The 16,192-nt window shown below is 38.1% G+C and carries 17 protein-coding genes and 3 tRNA genes; 6 read left to right on the top strand and 14 right to left on the bottom strand.

All coding sequences use genetic code 11. From position 1 onward, the window contains the following. The first annotated feature begins 42 nt into the window (after positions 1-42). A tRNA-Pro gene (locus VEB00_07705) sits at positions 43-119 on the top strand. A gap of 50 nt (positions 120-169) precedes the next feature. Here the strand turns inward: VEB00_07705 and VEB00_07700 are convergent. Next, on the bottom strand, positions 170-1,258 hold the full coding sequence (locus VEB00_07700) for a CotS family spore coat protein (GenBank protein ID HYF82896.1): 1,089 nt from the start codon (positions 1,256-1,258) through the stop codon (positions 170-172). 308 nt (positions 1,259-1,566) lie between these two features. Here VEB00_07700 and VEB00_07695 point away from each other — a divergent pair. After that, positions 1,567-1,643, top strand: a tRNA-Ile gene (locus VEB00_07695). 4 nt (positions 1,644-1,647) lie between these two features. Beyond that, positions 1,648-1,723: transfer RNA gene (locus VEB00_07690), tRNA-Phe, on the top strand. 229 nt (positions 1,724-1,952) lie between these two features. Here VEB00_07690 and VEB00_07685 read toward each other — a convergent pair. From VEB00_07685 to VEB00_07630, 12 genes are all read right to left on the bottom strand, one after another. Continuing rightward, complete coding sequence (locus tag VEB00_07685) at positions 1,953-2,735, bottom strand: protein-glutamate O-methyltransferase CheR (GenBank protein HYF82895.1); 783 nt, start codon at positions 2,733-2,735, stop codon at positions 1,953-1,955. Positions 2,736-3,044: 309 nt separating this feature from the next. Continuing rightward, positions 3,045-5,012 carry a bifunctional 4-hydroxy-3-methylbut-2-enyl diphosphate reductase/30S ribosomal protein S1 gene (locus VEB00_07680; GenBank protein HYF82894.1) on the bottom strand — a complete coding sequence of 656 codons (1,968 nt, stop codon included), beginning with the start codon at positions 5,010-5,012 and terminating at the stop codon, positions 3,045-3,047. Then, complete coding sequence (locus VEB00_07675; protein HYF82893.1) at positions 4,996-5,595, bottom strand: lysophospholipid acyltransferase family protein; 600 nt, start codon at positions 5,593-5,595, stop codon at positions 4,996-4,998. Before VEB00_07675 ends, VEB00_07680 begins: the two co-directional genes overlap by 17 nt. Beyond that, on the bottom strand, positions 5,585-6,262 hold the full coding sequence (gene cmk / locus VEB00_07670; protein ID HYF82892.1) for a (d)CMP kinase: 678 nt from the start codon (positions 6,260-6,262) through the stop codon (positions 5,585-5,587). The genes VEB00_07675 and cmk overlap by 11 nt, the downstream gene beginning before the upstream one ends. 100 nt (positions 6,263-6,362) lie before the next feature. Continuing rightward, positions 6,363-6,833: a hypothetical protein gene (locus VEB00_07665; GenBank protein HYF82891.1), complete on the bottom strand. Its 471-nt coding sequence runs from the start codon at positions 6,831-6,833 to the stop codon at positions 6,363-6,365. 196 nt (positions 6,834-7,029) lie between these two features. Then, complete coding sequence (locus VEB00_07660) at positions 7,030-8,262, bottom strand: NAD(P)/FAD-dependent oxidoreductase (GenBank protein ID HYF82890.1); 1,233 nt, start codon at positions 8,260-8,262, stop codon at positions 7,030-7,032. Positions 8,263-8,289: 27 nt separating this feature from the next. Continuing rightward, positions 8,290-8,910 carry a histidine phosphatase family protein gene (locus VEB00_07655; protein ID HYF82889.1) on the bottom strand — a complete coding sequence of 207 codons (621 nt, stop codon included), beginning with the start codon at positions 8,908-8,910 and terminating at the stop codon, positions 8,290-8,292. A 91-nt stretch (positions 8,911-9,001) separates the two neighbouring features. Next, complete coding sequence (locus VEB00_07650; GenBank protein ID HYF82888.1) at positions 9,002-9,871, bottom strand: MurR/RpiR family transcriptional regulator; 870 nt, start codon at positions 9,869-9,871, stop codon at positions 9,002-9,004. A 15-nt stretch (positions 9,872-9,886) separates the two neighbouring features. Further along, positions 9,887-10,426 (bottom strand): 2-oxoacid:acceptor oxidoreductase family protein, encoded by a 540-nt coding sequence (locus tag VEB00_07645; GenBank protein ID HYF82887.1) that lies wholly within the window; start codon positions 10,424-10,426, stop codon positions 9,887-9,889. 2 nt (positions 10,427-10,428) lie between these two features. Next, positions 10,429-11,250, bottom strand: a complete 822-nt coding sequence (locus VEB00_07640) for a 2-oxoacid:ferredoxin oxidoreductase subunit beta (protein ID HYF82886.1) — start codon at positions 11,248-11,250, stop codon at positions 10,429-10,431. Position 11,251: 1 nt separating this feature from the next. Continuing rightward, on the bottom strand, positions 11,252-12,385 hold the full coding sequence (locus VEB00_07635; protein ID HYF82885.1) for a 2-oxoacid:acceptor oxidoreductase subunit alpha: 1,134 nt from the start codon (positions 12,383-12,385) through the stop codon (positions 11,252-11,254). Then, positions 12,369-12,608 carry a 4Fe-4S binding protein gene (locus VEB00_07630; protein ID HYF82884.1) on the bottom strand — a complete coding sequence of 80 codons (240 nt, stop codon included), beginning with the start codon at positions 12,606-12,608 and terminating at the stop codon, positions 12,369-12,371. The genes VEB00_07635 and VEB00_07630 overlap by 17 nt, the downstream gene beginning before the upstream one ends. 278 nt (positions 12,609-12,886) lie before the next feature. Here VEB00_07630 and VEB00_07625 point away from each other — a divergent pair, with 278 nt between their 5' ends. Next, positions 12,887-13,318, top strand: a complete 432-nt coding sequence (locus tag VEB00_07625; protein HYF82883.1) for a hypothetical protein — start codon at positions 12,887-12,889, stop codon at positions 13,316-13,318. Here VEB00_07625 and surE read toward each other — a convergent pair. Beyond that, positions 13,311-14,072 carry a 5'/3'-nucleotidase SurE gene (surE, locus tag VEB00_07620; GenBank protein ID HYF82882.1) on the bottom strand — a complete coding sequence of 254 codons (762 nt, stop codon included), beginning with the start codon at positions 14,070-14,072 and terminating at the stop codon, positions 13,311-13,313. The genes VEB00_07625 and surE overlap by 8 nt on opposite strands. A gap of 195 nt (positions 14,073-14,267) precedes the next feature. Between surE and VEB00_07615 the strand changes: the two genes are divergently transcribed. Beyond that, the gene (locus VEB00_07615; GenBank protein ID HYF82881.1) at positions 14,268-14,906 is read left to right on the top strand and encodes a hypothetical protein; all 639 of its coding nucleotides are present in this window, start codon (positions 14,268-14,270) and stop codon (positions 14,904-14,906) included. A gap of 420 nt (positions 14,907-15,326) precedes the next feature. Continuing rightward, entirely contained in the window at positions 15,327-15,851 is a 525-nt protein-coding gene (locus tag VEB00_07610) for a hypothetical protein (protein ID HYF82880.1), read from the top strand. The last annotated feature ends 341 nt before the right edge of the window (positions 15,852-16,192 follow it).

Genomic DNA, 16,192 nt, shown 5'->3' with positions numbered 1-16,192 from the left:
GACAATAAAGGCTTTTCGTTATATCATTTATATTGTTATCCTCGGGGCGTAGCGCAGTTTGGTAGCGTGCTTGGTTCGGGACCAAGAGGTCGCAGGTTCAAATCCTGTCGCCCCGACCACTTAAACGAAAAATTAAAGGCTTCGATGAAGCCTTTTTGTTTTATATTTATCACAATTCAATTATTTCCGGGTCATAATCGATTTCCAAATTATAAAAATTGATATAGCAATATATAAACTCCCTCTTGTATTCTCTCTCTCGAAGCAGCCTGCGAAGCTTTTTCCTGTACTTATCCTCGTTCCATTTCTTGCTCTTTACATATCTTTTTTTACCCAATTTCCAGAACTTATGAGGAAAAATAAGCAGTGCTAAAAGTATTTCATATTCCGCCTTCGTCATTGGACGCACTTTGCTATAGCTTTCAATTATTTTTCTGCATAAATCAAAATCCCATCTGAACTTTTTCTTTGATAGTATCCTTCGAATAAACTTTCCCAGGTCACTCACCGGGATATCATATTGGCTGGATTCCAAGTCAACGATAAATAATCTGTCGTCATTGTCAATCAATATGTTTTGATAATAATAACTGTCATGGCATACATATCGCTCATTTATGTAGTAATCGCAAAGCTCATTGTATCTGCTGTGGTCTAGAATTCTTATGGCTAGCTCTGCTTCTTTCCGGAAAAAGTCAATACTGCTTCTATATGTATAATCTAACTCTGCTTTTAGTTTAAGCTTGTCGATAAATTCCTTGAATTTACCCAATTCATTCCTGCATTTCGTAAAGGTCTTTTTCCACTTGCTCGTATGAGACTTGATTTTTACATGCCTTGGCGCTTCAAAGCCTTTTGCTTGATTATGAAAATTGGACAATAATTCAGAACATCTCAATATCTCATCTATAGACGAAAAGCTTGTTTCCCTGCCGTCAATCCAGTAAGTAAGATAGAAGGCTGCATCCTTGCGCTTTATAAAAGCCTTTCCATCTTTAGTGTAATAATAATCTACGATGTTTTCGCTTCCTCTTTCCTTAAGGTGCATCATTATATAAAAACTTTTTTTAGCTTTTACATAGCCGTGACTAACACGTTTCAGGCAAAATATCCCTTTGTCAGAGAAAACCTTGAATGCACTTCTTACTTTGTCCACTTGTTCAATATTCAGGTCATAATGCTTCAACACTTCAGCAAGCATTAAACTTTCATCATGGGTGATATTCGAGGTGAATTTGCTTTCTAACCTTGTCTGCATTATATCCACTCCAATCAACAATAGGTACTCACAAAACGTAAAAATTGAACGCACTAAAGAATATAAATTGGGCAAAGTGCGAATTCAATAATGCTAAGGAAACTTTTTGCGAAATTCGATGGGACAAAGCAAAGGGTATTTCGCAAAACGTATAGTATATTATATTTTGAAGCTTCATAATATATAATTTGATTTTGAATTTATTATTGATTAAAGCTTGCTGCTGCGAATAATTTTTTTATTAATTATATCTTTTTATGTTGACTAAAAGCAAGTTTTAATATATAATAATATTCGTTGCCGCATTTGGGCCTTTAGCTCAGTTGGTTAGAGCAACCGGCTCATAACCGGTTGGTCCGGGGTTCGAGTCCCTGAAGGCCCACCATAATGCCTTGGTAGCTCAGTCGGTAGAGCAGAGGACTGAAAATCCTCGTGTCGGTGGTTCGATTCCGCCCCAAGGCACCATTTAGAGAACTTAACGTAGTGAGAACTGCGTTTTTTTATTTTTGAAAAGGGTACGAAAACCACGGAACACACTGAAATTCACTGAATACACGGCGGGATTATTAATATAGAAATAAAAAGGCCATCGATAAAACCGCGTATATCGATAACCTCGTTATTATCTAAAACAATTATAAACTTTCCGTGTAAATCCGTGCAACATCCGTGTCTTCAGTGGTTTCCGTCCCTTTTATGCTTGTACACTTCTTTTATAGAAGAATGTCTTTACAGGTTCCAGCTTATATCTCTGGGGAAGTATTATCTGCTCTGTACTGCCTACAAACAGTACTCCATTGCTGTTCAATGAGTCCCTGAACTTATTGTACATCAGTGCTTTTGCTTCTTCTGTAAAGTAAATCATCACATTTCTGCATACTATAAGGTCGCAGTTATCCGGATAACTATCCAGAAGCAGGTTATGATGCTTAAACTCAATACAGTTCTTAACCTTGTCGCTTATCTTATAATTCTCCCCAACCTTCGTGAAGTAGTTGCTTACGAAATCCTTAGGAAGATTCACAAGGCTTTTGGGCACATACATGCCATTCTTTGCCTTGGTAACAGCACCATCATCAATGTCTGTGGCTATTATTTTCAAATTGCTCAAGTCCACGAACCTGCTCATCATCATGGCGAGGGAATAAGGCTCTTCTCCCGTGGAGCATGCAGCGCTCCAGATTTTGGGCTTTTTATTAAGCTTCATTATGCTGGGCATTATTTCTTTTTCCAGCATCTCCCACTGTGCAGGATTTCTGTAAAATTCAGATACATTTATAGTTAGGTAATTAATAAACTCATTATAAAGCTTTGTATTCTGCGTCAGCGCTTTGTAGTACTCATCATAATCGTCATAATTGTTCCTCCTGATAAGCGAATCTATCCTTCTTCTCATCTGACGTTCCTTATAGCTGGAAAGGTCAATCTTTGTAAGCTTTAGAATTTTTTCTTTGAATCCTTCATAGTTTGTAAGCATTACATTTCTCCTTAAGCAATATTTTAATGTGATGCATTCTTACGACAATTAATTCTGCTTATTTACATTTAATTCTATCATAATGCAAAAAGAAAAAAAAGTCGTGATATTTTTACATATCACGAAAATATAATGTAAAGGGGGTCTCAATGTATTTTGTGAGGTCAATATTATTGTTGACAATATTAATAGAATTATACATGGAAATTAAAAAAATACATAACTTCACTGACACCTTGGGGACTGAACTTATTGACATCAAATTTAAACATAGAAAAATCCTCCTTTATATAAAGAAGGATTCTGCTTTTACTCTTCTGTTGTTTCTATAAGCTCTTTGATGCTTAAGCTTATTTTCTTTTCTTCAGGTTTTAGGTCTATTATCTTTGCTTTAACAGTTTCGCCGATATTCAGTACATCTGCTGGCTTAGAAATTCTCTTATCAGATATCTGTGAAATGTGAACGAGACCATCTATGCCCGGTTCGAGCTCTACAAAGGCTCCGAAGTTCGAGAACCTTAATACTTTCACTTCTACAATGTCACCGACTTTATACTTGTCTCCGGCAGCAGTCCAAGGCTCAGGCAATGTCTGTTTAAGCCCAAGGGAAATTTTCCTCTTATCCTTGTCAACTGACAATACAACCACCTCTACCTTGTTTCCTGGTTTAACAACCTCAGAAGGATGCTTAACCCTGGACCATGACAATTCAGATATGTGTATGAGGCCATCTACTCCACCGATATCTACAAACGCTCCAAAGTCAGTGAGTCTCTTAACCTCTCCGGTTAATCTCTGTCCTGCTTCAATAGTCTCCCATACTGCCTTTTCCTTTATCTCTTGCTCTTTCTTTAAGAGGAGCTTTCTTGAAACAACAACCTTCCTCTTTTCAGGGTCATATTCTATAACATTTACAGTTACCCTGGTATTTACATAGCCGCTAAGATCTTCTGAGTATCTTATGTCAAAATGAGATGCGGGCATGAACCCTCTTATTCCCATAAGTTCAACTATCGCGCCGCCTCTTACTATTTCCCTAACTATACCTTCAATAGGTGTCTTTTCGTTAAATGCAGCTTCAATCTTATGCCAATTCTTCTCTGCATCAAAAAGTTTCTTTGAGAGCACTACATTTCCTTCACCATCATTAATGTTAACAACGACTACTTCTATTTCATCCCCTGCTTTTACAAGGTCTTTCAAGTTAACGTCAGGCTCCCAGGTGTAGTCTTCCTTCTTTATTATACCGTCGGATTTATATCCAATATTGACCATGACCTCATTATCCGTAACCATGATTACGGTTCCCTTTACAGTGTCACCTGCGTAAACACTCTTCATGGTCTTCTCATACTCTTCCATCATAGTTTCCTGATTCTCGATCATACCTTCGTGATTCTCGATGGTACTTTCCTGATTCTCAATCATGTTGTCGTTAATCTCTTGCATCTTTCCGATAACCTCCTTAATTACCCAATCAGGTGTGGATGCACCCGCTGTTATTCCAACCTTCATGAATTTCTTCAACGCATCTAACGGCAAATCCTCTGCATTCTCAATATGATAAGCATTTTCACAGTTTTCTTTGCATGTATGGTAAAGCTTATTCGTATTCGAACTTTCTTTGCTTCCGATTACTAGCATGCAATCTACTTCCTTCGAAAGCTGTTCTGCTGATTCCTGCCTTTTCTCAGTTGCGCTGCAAATTGTATTAAATATTATTGCGTCTTTATACTTTTTCTGAATTGCATCCACTACGCTGTCCCAAATTCTTTTTGTAATTGTAGTTTGTGCAACTACACATATTTTATCATATATAGGGAGTTTGTCTACTACTTTTTCATCATCCAGGATGTGTGCTGAATAACCGCACCATCCGTTGGTTCCAATGACTTCAGGATGGTCTTTATCTCCAATAATGAATATTTTATATCCTTTTTGATAATAATCTTTTACTTTTTTATGTATAGCCGAGACATAGGGACAAGTGCAATCAATATACTTAAAACCCTTTTCCTCGAACATCCTATATTTTTCTTCAGCTATTCCATGAGAACGGATTATCAGCTCTGCTTCCTCGTTTGTTATCTCATCAATCTCATTTATTGATTGGACTCCACATTCTTTAAGCTTGTTTATAACCTGATTGTTATGAATAAGCGGTCCGTACGTGAAAATCTTTCTATCTCTCTTATTATCTACTTCCTTGAAGGCTTTATCCACGGCATTCTTTACTCCAAAGCAGAAGCCGGCGTTTTCATCAAGAATCAATTTCATTTTGCTTTTCCCTCTTAAGATCATTAATAATATTCATTATATCAAGACTTATTTTAAGATAATCTTCATTTAAAAGCTTTTTTCCATGGTATTCAGTAAGCTCTATGGGTTTCCCTATTATAACCTTTGTTCTCTTAAAAAATTTATAACTGCTTATAATTGCAACTGGTAAAACGGGAACCTGTGACTTTACTGCAAGCATTGCGATACCTGGCTCAGCCACTACCCCACCAGTCTTATTCCTTGTACCCTCCGGAAAAAGTCCAAGTATCTTTCCACTTTTCAAAAGCTTAAGTGATGTTTTTATGCTTCCGATATCGGCTTCCCCTCTTTTAACTGGAAATACACTAATCCAATTCAATAGAGTTCCCAAAAATACATTTTTGAATAATTCAGACTTGGCCATGAAATACATTCTTCTTCGAAGTGAAACACCTACGAGTATTGGATCAATAGCACTTACATGATTTGCACAGACGATATAGCCCCCATCCTTTGGGACATTATCTCTTCCTATTACTCTATAATTATAAAAGAATAAGAATATCGGTACTAATAATACCCTGGCAAAGCTATACAGCATTTATACCTCCCCCTCTTGACTCAATAATTGAAATAATATCACCAAGGATTTCTTCTACACTTTCTCCTGTAGTATCTATTATTACTGCATCATCTGCCACAGCCAGAGGCGAATCCTCTCTGGTAGAGTCGATAAAGTCTCTTTTTTCTATCTGCATTTTTATATCTTGGATTTCAGCAGTAAAACCCTTCTGCTTCAACTCATTATATCTTCTTGCGGCTCTTTCATCTACAGAAGCAGTTACGTATAATTTGATATAGGCAGAAGGAAATATAACTGTTCCCACATCACGACCATCCATTACAACATTCTTATTTTTTGAAATTCTCCTCTGAAGCTTTACCATCAGCTTTCTAACCTCAGGTATAGCTGCTATATAGGATACATTCCTACTTACGTTCTCTTCCCTTATCTCTGCATCTGCAAGTATTCCATCAAGATAGATGCTGTTATTCCTAAAGTCTATATCTGTTTTAACCGCCAAGCTTATAATGCTGTCCAGTTCCTTCAGCGGAATATCTTCCCTCAGCACCTTCAATGTAAGTGCCCTGTACATTGCGCCTGAGTCAATGTAGGTGTATCCAATCCTGTCGGCAAGCTTTTTTGCTATGGTACTCTTACCTGCTCCTGCAGGCCCGTCTATAGCTATGACTTTAAAATCCATCATGGGTATCCCCCTAAACATCTTTTGTTGCGTTTATTTGTGCGCTGACATATTATATTTTACCAGAATACTCCTCAAAATAAAAGCTTTTGACTTGGACGGGTTACTTCAGCCTTACACGGTCAATCATCACAAGATTATTATTCACATAAATGAGTTTCCCGAGCTCTGGCACTATGATATCTTCCGATACTGACGTAACTCTTAGTATTACTATTTCGTTGTATTCCTCACCACTAACCTCTATTACATCACTGTCCTTTACCTGAAGCTTAATGGATTTGCCTGCAGTAGATGCAGCTTCGACTCCATTAACATAAAATACCAGAGGCCTTGAATATGGAATTAGAGATAAATCACTCTCAATTGAAATCTCTATTTCTCCCCTTTTTATGAATAACTGGCTGTCGGCTATGGATTTCCCCTCCAGCTTATCCGTCCTGCTTATAAAAGTTTTTACTGTATGGTTCATAAGCAGGAACTGGGATAAAATAAGCGCGGTAAAAAGTAAAACAAGCCCCTTGCTTATTATTGTATTAATCCTGCTCCACCAGCTATTAAAGCCATCGTTCAATTGTATTCCTCCTTCAAATCTCTATGGATATAACGCGTATATTCTATTGCGCTATATCTAGATAATTCCTATTTAGGGAGGTGTTTATACAAATGGTGCCTCATAAAGTTTATCACTTCTAGGGCAGGCGAGGCACCAGACAGATGAAGTGCCTTTTTAACACTTGAATTCATGAGATCGGTTGTGTTAAAAAGCACTATGCGTTTAAACCTGCGGCATAACCTGTGGAAAATGCGATTTGCAGGTTAAAGCCTCCTGTAAAAGCGTCAAGGTCGATTATCTCGCCTGCAAAATACAATCCTTTAACAAGCTTTGATTCCATTGTCTTTGGACTAATTTCCTTCAAATTGATGCCACCGGTGGTAACTATGGCCTCTTCAATAGGCCTTGTGCCGGATATAGTGACAGTAAAGCCCTTTATCAGCTTAACAAAGGCTTTTCTCTCCAGTTTTGTAATCTGATGCACTTCTTTCGATTCATCAATTCCCGAAAGTGTAATAATAACGGGTATCAGCTTTTGGGGAAACAACTCATCAAGAGAGTTCTTGAACTGCTTGTTGGTGTTCTTTTCAAAATCCCGGATTATCCTCTTATCAAGTTCTTCTTCAGAAAGAGCCGGTTTAAGATCTATTGATATCTTGATTTCCTTTTTCTTGCGAAGATAATCCGAAACATAAAAGCTTGCAGATAGTATGATAGGACCGGATAACCCATAATGTGTGAAAATCATTTCTCCGAAGTCCTCATATAGAATCTTTCCATCAGCAATAGCCTTAATTGCCACATTCTTTAGGGAAAGCCCCTGCAAATCCTTGATAAATGCTTCTCCTGCAACAAGCGGCACCAGCGAAGGCATAAGCTCGGTTATACTATGCCCTGCCCTTCTGGCTATTTCATACCCGTCACCAGTTGATCCTGTTTGAGGGTAAGATACCCCGCCTGTACATATAATGACAGAGCTGCATTCTAAGAGCTCTCCATTGCTAAGCTGGACTCCGCTTATTATGCCGTCCTCCTGCCTGATGCTCGATACCTTGCTGTTAAGCTTTACCTCAACCTTGTATTTGCTCATATATCGTTCAAAAGCTTTTATTACATCGCTTGATTTATCCGATTCCGGAAAGACCCTGCCGCCTCTCTCCACCTTGACCTTAAGTCCAAGAGCCTCCAATAATCCAATTAAGTCATTATTTGAAAAACCATTAAATGAGCTGTAAAAAAATTTAGAATTCTTAGGTATGTTCTTCATGAATTCATCAAAATCAGCTGAGTTAGTTACATTACATCTTCCTTTTCCGGTAATAAACAGCTTTTTCCCAAGCTTCTCATTCTTTTCTATGAGTATGGTCTTTCTGCCCATTGAAGCAGCTGTACCTGCAGCTATCATTCCCGCAGGGCCTCCCCCAATGACTACCACATCGTATTTCAAACAAATCATCCTTTCCTGCTGTTCCACTTAAGCTTCCTTCAAGTGGCTGGTATCATTCAAACATAATACTACAGGCTTTTCCGGCATATCCTCCGGAAAGTCTATTATAGATATAGAAACGTTATCAATTCTGAATTTTGTATAGTTTACAATGTCTATTCCCAATATCCTGATTATGGCAGCCTTAATAGCCGTACCATGAGATACCAGAAGTATATTGCTCCCCTTGTGTTTCCTTACTATTTCAATAATAGCGTTATATGTGCGTTCAGTAAGATTCATGAAGGTTTCTGCACCCGGCAGCTTGAAATTAGCAGGATCTTCTTTGTAAACCCTGAAATGCTCGCTGTATTTTTCCCGTATTTCGTTTATTGTCATGCCTTCCCATGGACCTAGGCAAATCTCATGATATTCTTCTGATTTAACAATGCCGCAGCTTTTGTAGTCAGCTATTATCTCAGCTGTTTTTAAGGCCCTTTTTAAGCTGCTGGAGTATATGTAATCTATATTCTCCCTTGCAAGTCTTTCTGCAAGAAGCTGCGCCTGCTTTATACCTTCACAACTGAGCTCTATGTCAGTTCTGCCCTGTACCTTGCTTGCTTTATTCCACTCAGTTTCACCGTGTCTTACGAGATAAAGCCTTGTCATTGAATCCCCCCTCAATTTTCCATATTATTATAACACATATTAACGAAAAAAATCCTGCTTTATACAAAGCAGGATTTCGATAATGTATTACTTATTCATCCTTGTCCACTGAAAATATATTGTATTTATTCCATATCTCCTCAAGGCTTGCAAAGGAGGTTGATATATTCTGCTTCTCCTTTATGCCAACAGCTACTATAAGTGCGTTCAGTACACTCATAGGTGCTACAATTGAGTCTACAAAGGACTCCATGTTACTCTTTGCAATAAGAGTATAATCAGCGTATGAGCACAGTGGAGAAAGCATGCTGTCCGTTACTGCAATAGTCTTGGCCTTCCTTAATTTCACATACTCCAAGGCCTTTACCGTTCTGGCGGAGTATCTCGGAAAACCTATTGCAATGACAAGATCATTTTCATTTATTCTAAATAGCTGCTCAAATATATCTCCTATTGTATATGTTACAACATGAACATTATCTCTAATGAGGTTAAGGTAAAAGCCTAAGAATTCAGAAAGTGCAGTAGAACTTCTCAAGCCAATGATATAAATGCTCTTTGCTTCTGATATGCTTTCCACAGCTCGCTCAAAGCTTACATTGTCGATTTCTTCCATGGTAGCCCGTATATTTTCCATATCTGACTTCAGTATATTCTTTAGAACGCTGTCTTTATTTGTATAGTCAGAACTCATTTCAATTCTTTGCACAGTAGTAAGCTTGGTCTTTACCATTTCCTGCAGCTGCTTCTGCAGTTGGGGATAGCCTATATATCCTATTGCATTTGCAAACCTCACCACAGTGGACTCACTTACTCCAACTTTTTCGCCAAGCTTTGCAGCAGTCATAAATGCTGCTTTGTCATAATTATTCATTATGTATTGGGCAATTATCTTTTGCCCTTTGCTCAGCCTATGGAAGTTCGTTTGAATAACCCTCATTAAATCTAAAACTTCACTCATAACATCTCTCTCCAATTACAGCATTGAATTTTTGGCAATGTCGTATCCCAGGGAAAGTGCTTTCCTATTAAGCTCTTCTGTACCCTTTGGAACTCTGTCGAGTACAGCTTTCTCCAATGAATCTTTTGTAACCACCTTTGTTATCTCAACTATTGCACCAAGTGCAACAATGTTGGTAACCATAGGCTTACCCAGTTCCTTTACAGCTGTATCCAAAATAGGCACACTGTATATTTTTTTGTTTCCCTTTGCCTCTACAGTTACTGAGCTATCTATAATAAGTATTCCGTCATCTCTAAGACCTTCGCTGTACTGTTCGTAAGACTTTTGCGTCAAAGCCAAAAGTATGTCGCAGTTTCTTACCTTCGGAAAGTCAATAGAGTCACTGGATATTATAACTTCTGATTTACTTGCGCCGCCTCTTGCTTCAGGACCATAAGACTGTGTCTGTATTGAGTTCTTTCCGTCGTTTATAGCACCTTCTGCAAGTATTATTCCTGCCAGCAGCAACCCCTGTCCGCCGGATCCGCTAAGTCTGACCTCATATCTATCCATTACTATCTCTCCTTCACCAATTTATCGACAATCTTCTGATACTCACTGGTATACTCTGGTTCTGGACTGTTCTTAAACTCACCAATGAGGAATTTGCCTTCAAGTGCCTGAGGAGATAACTTTGAAGCCGCAGAGACATTAACTGCATTGTTCTTCTGCCATTCCATCATATCTACTGCACTGCCCTTCTTGTTCTTTCTTCCGTAATAAGTTGGGCACATGCTCATTGCTTCTATAAGAGAGAAGCCTTCATTATTTAAAGCGTTTTGAACAAGTGATGTCAAAAGGTTAGCATGGTATGCAGTAGCTCTTCCTACATAAGTAGCGCCTGCTGATGCTGCCAGGTTGCATATGTCAAAAGCCTTGTCTATGTTTCCGTATGGAGCTGTGGTTCCCTTGTCAAACTTAGGAGTTGTGGGAGAGTACTGGCCACCTGTCATTCCATATATATTATTATTGTAAATAATCGCTGTAATGCCGATATTCCTCCTGCAAGCATGTATAAAGTGGTTTCCGCCTATAGCAGTTGCATCGCCGTCACCCATTATTACTATTACCTTAGTGTCCGGCTTTGCCATTTTTATTCCTGTAGCAAATGCCAAGGCACGTCCATGAGTGGTATGAAGTGTATTGAAATCAAGATATCCCGGTGCTCTTGATGAACAGCCAATGCCTGAAACGATGCATACTTTATCTTTATCAAGACCAGCTTTTTCTATAGCCAATGCTATCGATCTTGTAATGGTTCCATGACCGCAGCCTGGGCACCATATCTGTGGAAGCTTATCGGTTCTAAAATAATTCTCAATTAAAGTGCTGGGCATTTTAGAGTACCTCCTCTATCTTCCTGATTATCTCTTCAGGATATATGATTTCACAACTAACCTTGTTTAATCTTTCGATTTTAGCTATATTATTGCATATTCTTTCAACTTCAAGTACCAGTTGTCCCAAATTCATTTCAGGTACTACGATTGTCTTAACCTTTTCAGCCAACTCTCTAAGCCTTTTTTCGGGGAAAGGCCAAATTGTAATTGGTCTAAATATACCCACCTTAATACCCTTACTGCGGAGTGTCTTCATTGCTGCTTTAGCTGACCTGGCTACACAACCGTAGGATAGTATAAGTATTTCAGCATCTTCCGTATTTTCTTCTTCCCATGACTCTATATCATCTCTATGCATTTCTACTTTGTCAGAAAGCCTTCTTATGAGTTTATCAGCAACTGCTGTGCTATTGCTCGGAAAACCTGTTTCGTCATGTACAAGTCCTGTGACATGATATCTATAACCAGTACCGAAGTCAGCCATAGGGGGCACCAAGTCTTCTTCTGCCTTGTATGGCAAATACTCCTCGCTGCTGCAGTTCGGTCTCTTTCTATCTATAATTTCAATTTCTGAAAGATCAGGTAATTGTACTTTCTCTCTCATGTGACCAATAACTTCATCCATAAGAAGTATTACTGGAGTTCTATATTTTTCTGCCATATTAAAAGCCTTTACTGTCAGATCAAAGGTTTCTCTAACTGACGACGGCGTAAGCGCTATAACAGGATGGTCTCCATGAGTACCCCAACGCGCCTGCATCACGTCTCCCTGAGCTGGTGACGTAGGCATGCCTGTGCTTGGGCCTCCTCTTTGTACGTTTACTATTACACAAGGCACCTCTGCGATTGCAGCATAGCCTATATTCTCCTGCTTGAGTGAAAATCCAGGACCGCTTGTTGCAGTCATGCTCTTTACACCTGTAAGTGAAGCTCCTATAACTGCTGCCATTCCTGCTATTTCATCTTCCATCTGTAGAAATTTTCCGCCTATTCGAGGAAGCTTTTCTGCAGATAGTTCCGCCATTTCTGTTGATGGTGTTATTGGATATCCTGCATAGAATTTCATTCCAGCAGCTATTGCACCTTCAACACAAGCTTCATTTCCTTGCATTAACCTAAACTTGCTTTTCATTCTTCTTCCTCCCCAAGTATATTGCATAATCGGGACACCTGAGCTCACACATTCCGCATTGTATACACTTATCAGGATCCTTCATAACCACCTTGTCATTTTCCAGTGCCAGAGCTTTTGTGGGACAAAAAGCGACGCAGATACCGCAGCCCTTGCACCACGAAGGTATGATTACTACTTTGTCGTTAGCTATTTCCCCTGCCTTGACATCTTTCTTTTCCATTTTCCCCGACCTCCAAAAACAATCTTTTGAGACTAATGCAACTTTTATTTCATTTTTGCTGTTAAAATAAATAATCTGCAATTTTCCCTTCATTTTTTAGTATATATTATAATAAAGTCTAATGCAATATTGAAAACCAAATATATTTGTAATTATTACTAAATTAAATGGTCTTCTTTTTGCATTCTGCTGCTAGCTCCCTTCATTATTGTTTATCTTTAATATGAAATATAAATCACTAGCCTCGAAATTTTCATATTATAAAAAGGGGGGATAGTATGCCTGATATAAAAACCATCAGTCAGGATGATTTATTTAATCTGGAATTAATCCAAAAAGATAAAGTAAGCGATGTACTTTTTCTTATCGGAACTCTGATAGCTATGTATGTAAACTCTAAAGCAGAACAAAAAATACTCTGTCCCGAAGTAACACAAGCTTCCGGTGATAGTGCAGTTGCTCAGGCAACTACAATCAATGAACTGGTAATTGTAGTTGTTCTGCTTTTCCTTGCGGCGACAATCATCCTCGCATATACCTCATCAACAAGATTAAGCAAGTTGAAAGCTGAAAAAGGTAAAACTGCTGATCAGACAGTTATTAATAATATTTCTGGCAATGAGTTAGTAGTCCTTGGATTCCTTATAAGAATAGTTGGGTACATAACTTCTTATGTGGGAAACCGAATCAGGGCTGATAATCCTATTTGAACTTCCACTCCTTAAGCCTGTTTATATCCTCATACCCTGTGAGATCAACATGCAAAGGAGTTATTGATGCAAATCCATTCCTTACAGCATAAATGTCCGTATCCTCCCCATTCTCATCTTCAATAAGCTCCCCGGCAAGCCAGTAGTAACTGTTCCCCCGGGGGTCTTTCCGTTCCTCGAAATTATTCCTATACTTTTTCACTCCCAGCTTTGTTATCTTTATACCCTTCAATTCATTAATATTCTCAATCTCGGGAATATTTATATTCAACAATATTTTGTCTTCTGATGCAAGCTTCAATACTTCCTCTATCATATTTACAGCTGCCTCAGCTGCAAGTGAGAAGTCAGTTTCTCCATGCTTTTCATAAGATACAGCTATCGACGGTATATTAAAAATAGAGCCTTCAATAGCTGCTGACACGGTACCTGAATATATTACATCCGTTCCCAGGTTCTCACCATCATTTATTCCAGATATAATAAGATCAGGTCTTGCCTCCAATAGTGTTTCCACACCCAGCTTTATACAGTCTGCGGGTGTCCCGTTCACCCACCATGCATCAATATCAAGTTCATGAAGCTTTATTTTCCTGCACCTTAATGGCTGGTGCATGGTTATAGCATGACCTATTGCACTTTGTTCCCTATCCGGGGCAACTACAGTAACTTTGCCTAACCTGGCCATTCTCTTTGCCAGCTCATATATTCCGTTGGAATAAACGCCATCATCATTAGAAATAAGTATGTTCATTTATGCCCTCCTTACTGTTTTGAAACATCATATTAATTATGCTTCAATCTTCGTATCCATAATATTTTTTTTGCCACGAGCCTCGTGCCTCGTGCCTCGAGCTAAAATGTTTAATTAATATTTCTTATGCATATACTACATAAGTCGCATTACTGCGATTCAAATTGAGCTAGTTCATGTTGTGCAGGTGATAAAATGATACAGATAGATGATGCAGGAAGCGGAAGTCTTGTTGGCGGCACCTGCATTGGCGCATTGAGGAAGGAAACTGGAGAATTCTACTACGAAATAATCCCGATTCACTTGTTCAACGAAGCCAATTTTAAAAATAAAATTTATATATATTATACAACAGAAGTTGTAAAAAATGCTCTCAAAAAGCTCTCTGTGAAAAAGAGTGAAGAAATACAGATTTGCCAGGGCTATATGTTTGAAGATACAAGAAAGTTTCTAACCCAGGCTGACTTTAACTTCTCCAATTCCAAAATTGAAGAGCCCCTTCAATCGCTAATCGAGAAAACCTTCGAAAACTATGCAATATCTCTTGGTCTTCCAAGAGATTTCATCACATACACCAAATACCCCTTTCATTTTCACAGATTGTTGAAATGGGTATATGCCGATTATGACAATCGCATTAAGCTTTGTAAGACTGGCTGGAAAAGCTGGCATAAATATAGCAATATCGATGTGGAGACATATTACGATAAGGTTTTAAAAAGTAATTTCGTCTGTCTGCGATGTGGGAAGAAAATACCTGACAACTCAGGTGTAAAGGTAATAAAATTCTTCTCTAACAGGACTAATTATGTATATGTACATAAGCATTGTTGACCCGAGTTGGGTTTCATCTTATATGCGTCAGACTTGATTTGTATAGAAATATTAATACCATATCTTAATCTTTTCCTCTTTGTATATCTACCTTTTCCATTATCCATTCTGGTAATTATATCTATCCGTGCCACAAAGGCAAAGTAATTATCAAGTTCTATTAGAATAATCTAATTTTTCAAAAACGCACTAATACATATTCATTGTCTCTCATGACTAATTGAATATTTATCACTCTTCAACAGTCTGTAAAATGATACCATATGAATTATCCACATTTTGCATTCCTCTAATTGATTTTTATCTGCCAATTGACATTTATTGGTAATATTGCATAATTATAGTAGCTGTACAGCATAAATAAAATTACACCAGAGGCATGTCAATGATTAACACCAAAAAACAAAGGAGGTTTCATTTATGAAACGAGGTAAGTACTATGCGTTCATATCAATGGTACTAGTATTCTCATTGTTAACTTCGATATTTGCGTATGCAGCTGATAGTTCTGGGTTAACAAAGGAACTTAATCCTCCGGTAATGACAGCAAAAGAAGCAGAGGAGAGGGGTATTAAAGTTATTCACAAAGAAGCCCCGGCACCGAGTTTATCCTTAGCAGCATCATGGACAGAGAATACAGAAATGTATAACCAATCTAGTTTTCATGTACAAGTGTGGACAAAGACGGCAATAGGTGTGGCAATAGCATCACTACTTGGGCAGGCGGCTGCTACAGTTGCGGCCTTAGCAGGTACTATCTACGCTACATCAGTCTGTGCTGAAACTCATAATGTTTATTACAAAATTCGATACTATTGGCAGCCAAGTGACGATCCAGAACTTCCATATTATGTCAAACAGGTTTTTGAATGTTACTCAAATCTAGAAAGAACTGACTACATAGGTCAAAAAATTAATTACTACTACAGTACTCTACCATTTTAATATAAGTTTAACTTGAATAAAGGATTACGTTATGAGTACTATATAATTAGGTAAATTTGTGAATCTCAAGGAGGTTAATTATGCCTAGCGATGTAGAATTCTTATCTAAATGGAAGCCTAACCACAAAAGGGGCCTTCTTTCCTATACTCTTCGTTATGCTCTACCTGCGATTATACCCTGTATTCTATATATCCTATATTTGTTTATAAGTCGTCCTTTAAGTGCAGAGAATATGAGTGTAATTATTTGGGGAAGTTTTTTTACTTTATCAATTCTTGTTATTTCACTAATAACAAGGTGGTATAGCGGAGAAAAAAAGTATAAGGAAATTATTGATATT

The organism is Clostridia bacterium, assembly GCA_035628995.1.
Classification (GTDB): Bacteria; Bacillota; Clostridia; order Lutisporales; family Lutisporaceae; genus BRH-c25.
The sequence above is the reverse complement of the archived record's forward strand: the minus strand, read 5'-3'. Positions and strand labels throughout refer to the sequence as shown.

Coding starts and splice junctions, on each gene's coding strand:
- VEB00_07700 (HYF82896.1), bottom strand. CDS start 1,258: ATGCAGACAAGGTTAGAAAGCAAATTCACCTCGAATATCACCCATGAT.
- VEB00_07685 (HYF82895.1), bottom strand. CDS start 2,735: ATGCTTACAAACTATGAAGGATTCAAAGAAAAAATTCTAAAGCTTACA.
- VEB00_07680 (HYF82894.1), bottom strand. CDS start 5,012: ATGAAATTGATTCTTGATGAAAACGCCGGCTTCTGCTTTGGAGTAAAG.
- VEB00_07675 (HYF82893.1), bottom strand. CDS start 5,595: ATGCTGTATAGCTTTGCCAGGGTATTATTAGTACCGATATTCTTATTC.
- cmk (HYF82892.1), bottom strand. CDS start 6,262: ATGATGGATTTTAAAGTCATAGCTATAGACGGGCCTGCAGGAGCAGGT.
- VEB00_07655 (HYF82889.1), bottom strand. CDS start 8,910: ATGACAAGGCTTTATCTCGTAAGACACGGTGAAACTGAGTGGAATAAA.
- VEB00_07650 (HYF82888.1), bottom strand. CDS start 9,871: ATGAGTGAAGTTTTAGATTTAATGAGGGTTATTCAAACGAACTTCCAT.
- VEB00_07645 (HYF82887.1), bottom strand. CDS start 10,426: ATGGATAGATATGAGGTCAGACTTAGCGGATCCGGCGGACAGGGGTTG.
- VEB00_07640 (HYF82886.1), bottom strand. CDS start 11,250: ATGCCCAGCACTTTAATTGAGAATTATTTTAGAACCGATAAGCTTCCA.
- VEB00_07635 (HYF82885.1), bottom strand. CDS start 12,385: ATGAAAAGCAAGTTTAGGTTAATGCAAGGAAATGAAGCTTGTGTTGAA.
- VEB00_07630 (HYF82884.1), bottom strand. CDS start 12,608: ATGGAAAAGAAAGATGTCAAGGCAGGGGAAATAGCTAACGACAAAGTA.
- VEB00_07625 (HYF82883.1), top strand. CDS start 12,887: ATGCCTGATATAAAAACCATCAGTCAGGATGATTTATTTAATCTGGAA.
- surE (HYF82882.1), bottom strand. CDS start 14,072: ATGAACATACTTATTTCTAATGATGATGGCGTTTATTCCAACGGAATA.
- VEB00_07615 (HYF82881.1), top strand. CDS start 14,268: ATGATACAGATAGATGATGCAGGAAGCGGAAGTCTTGTTGGCGGCACC.
- VEB00_07610 (HYF82880.1), top strand. CDS start 15,327: ATGAAACGAGGTAAGTACTATGCGTTCATATCAATGGTACTAGTATTC.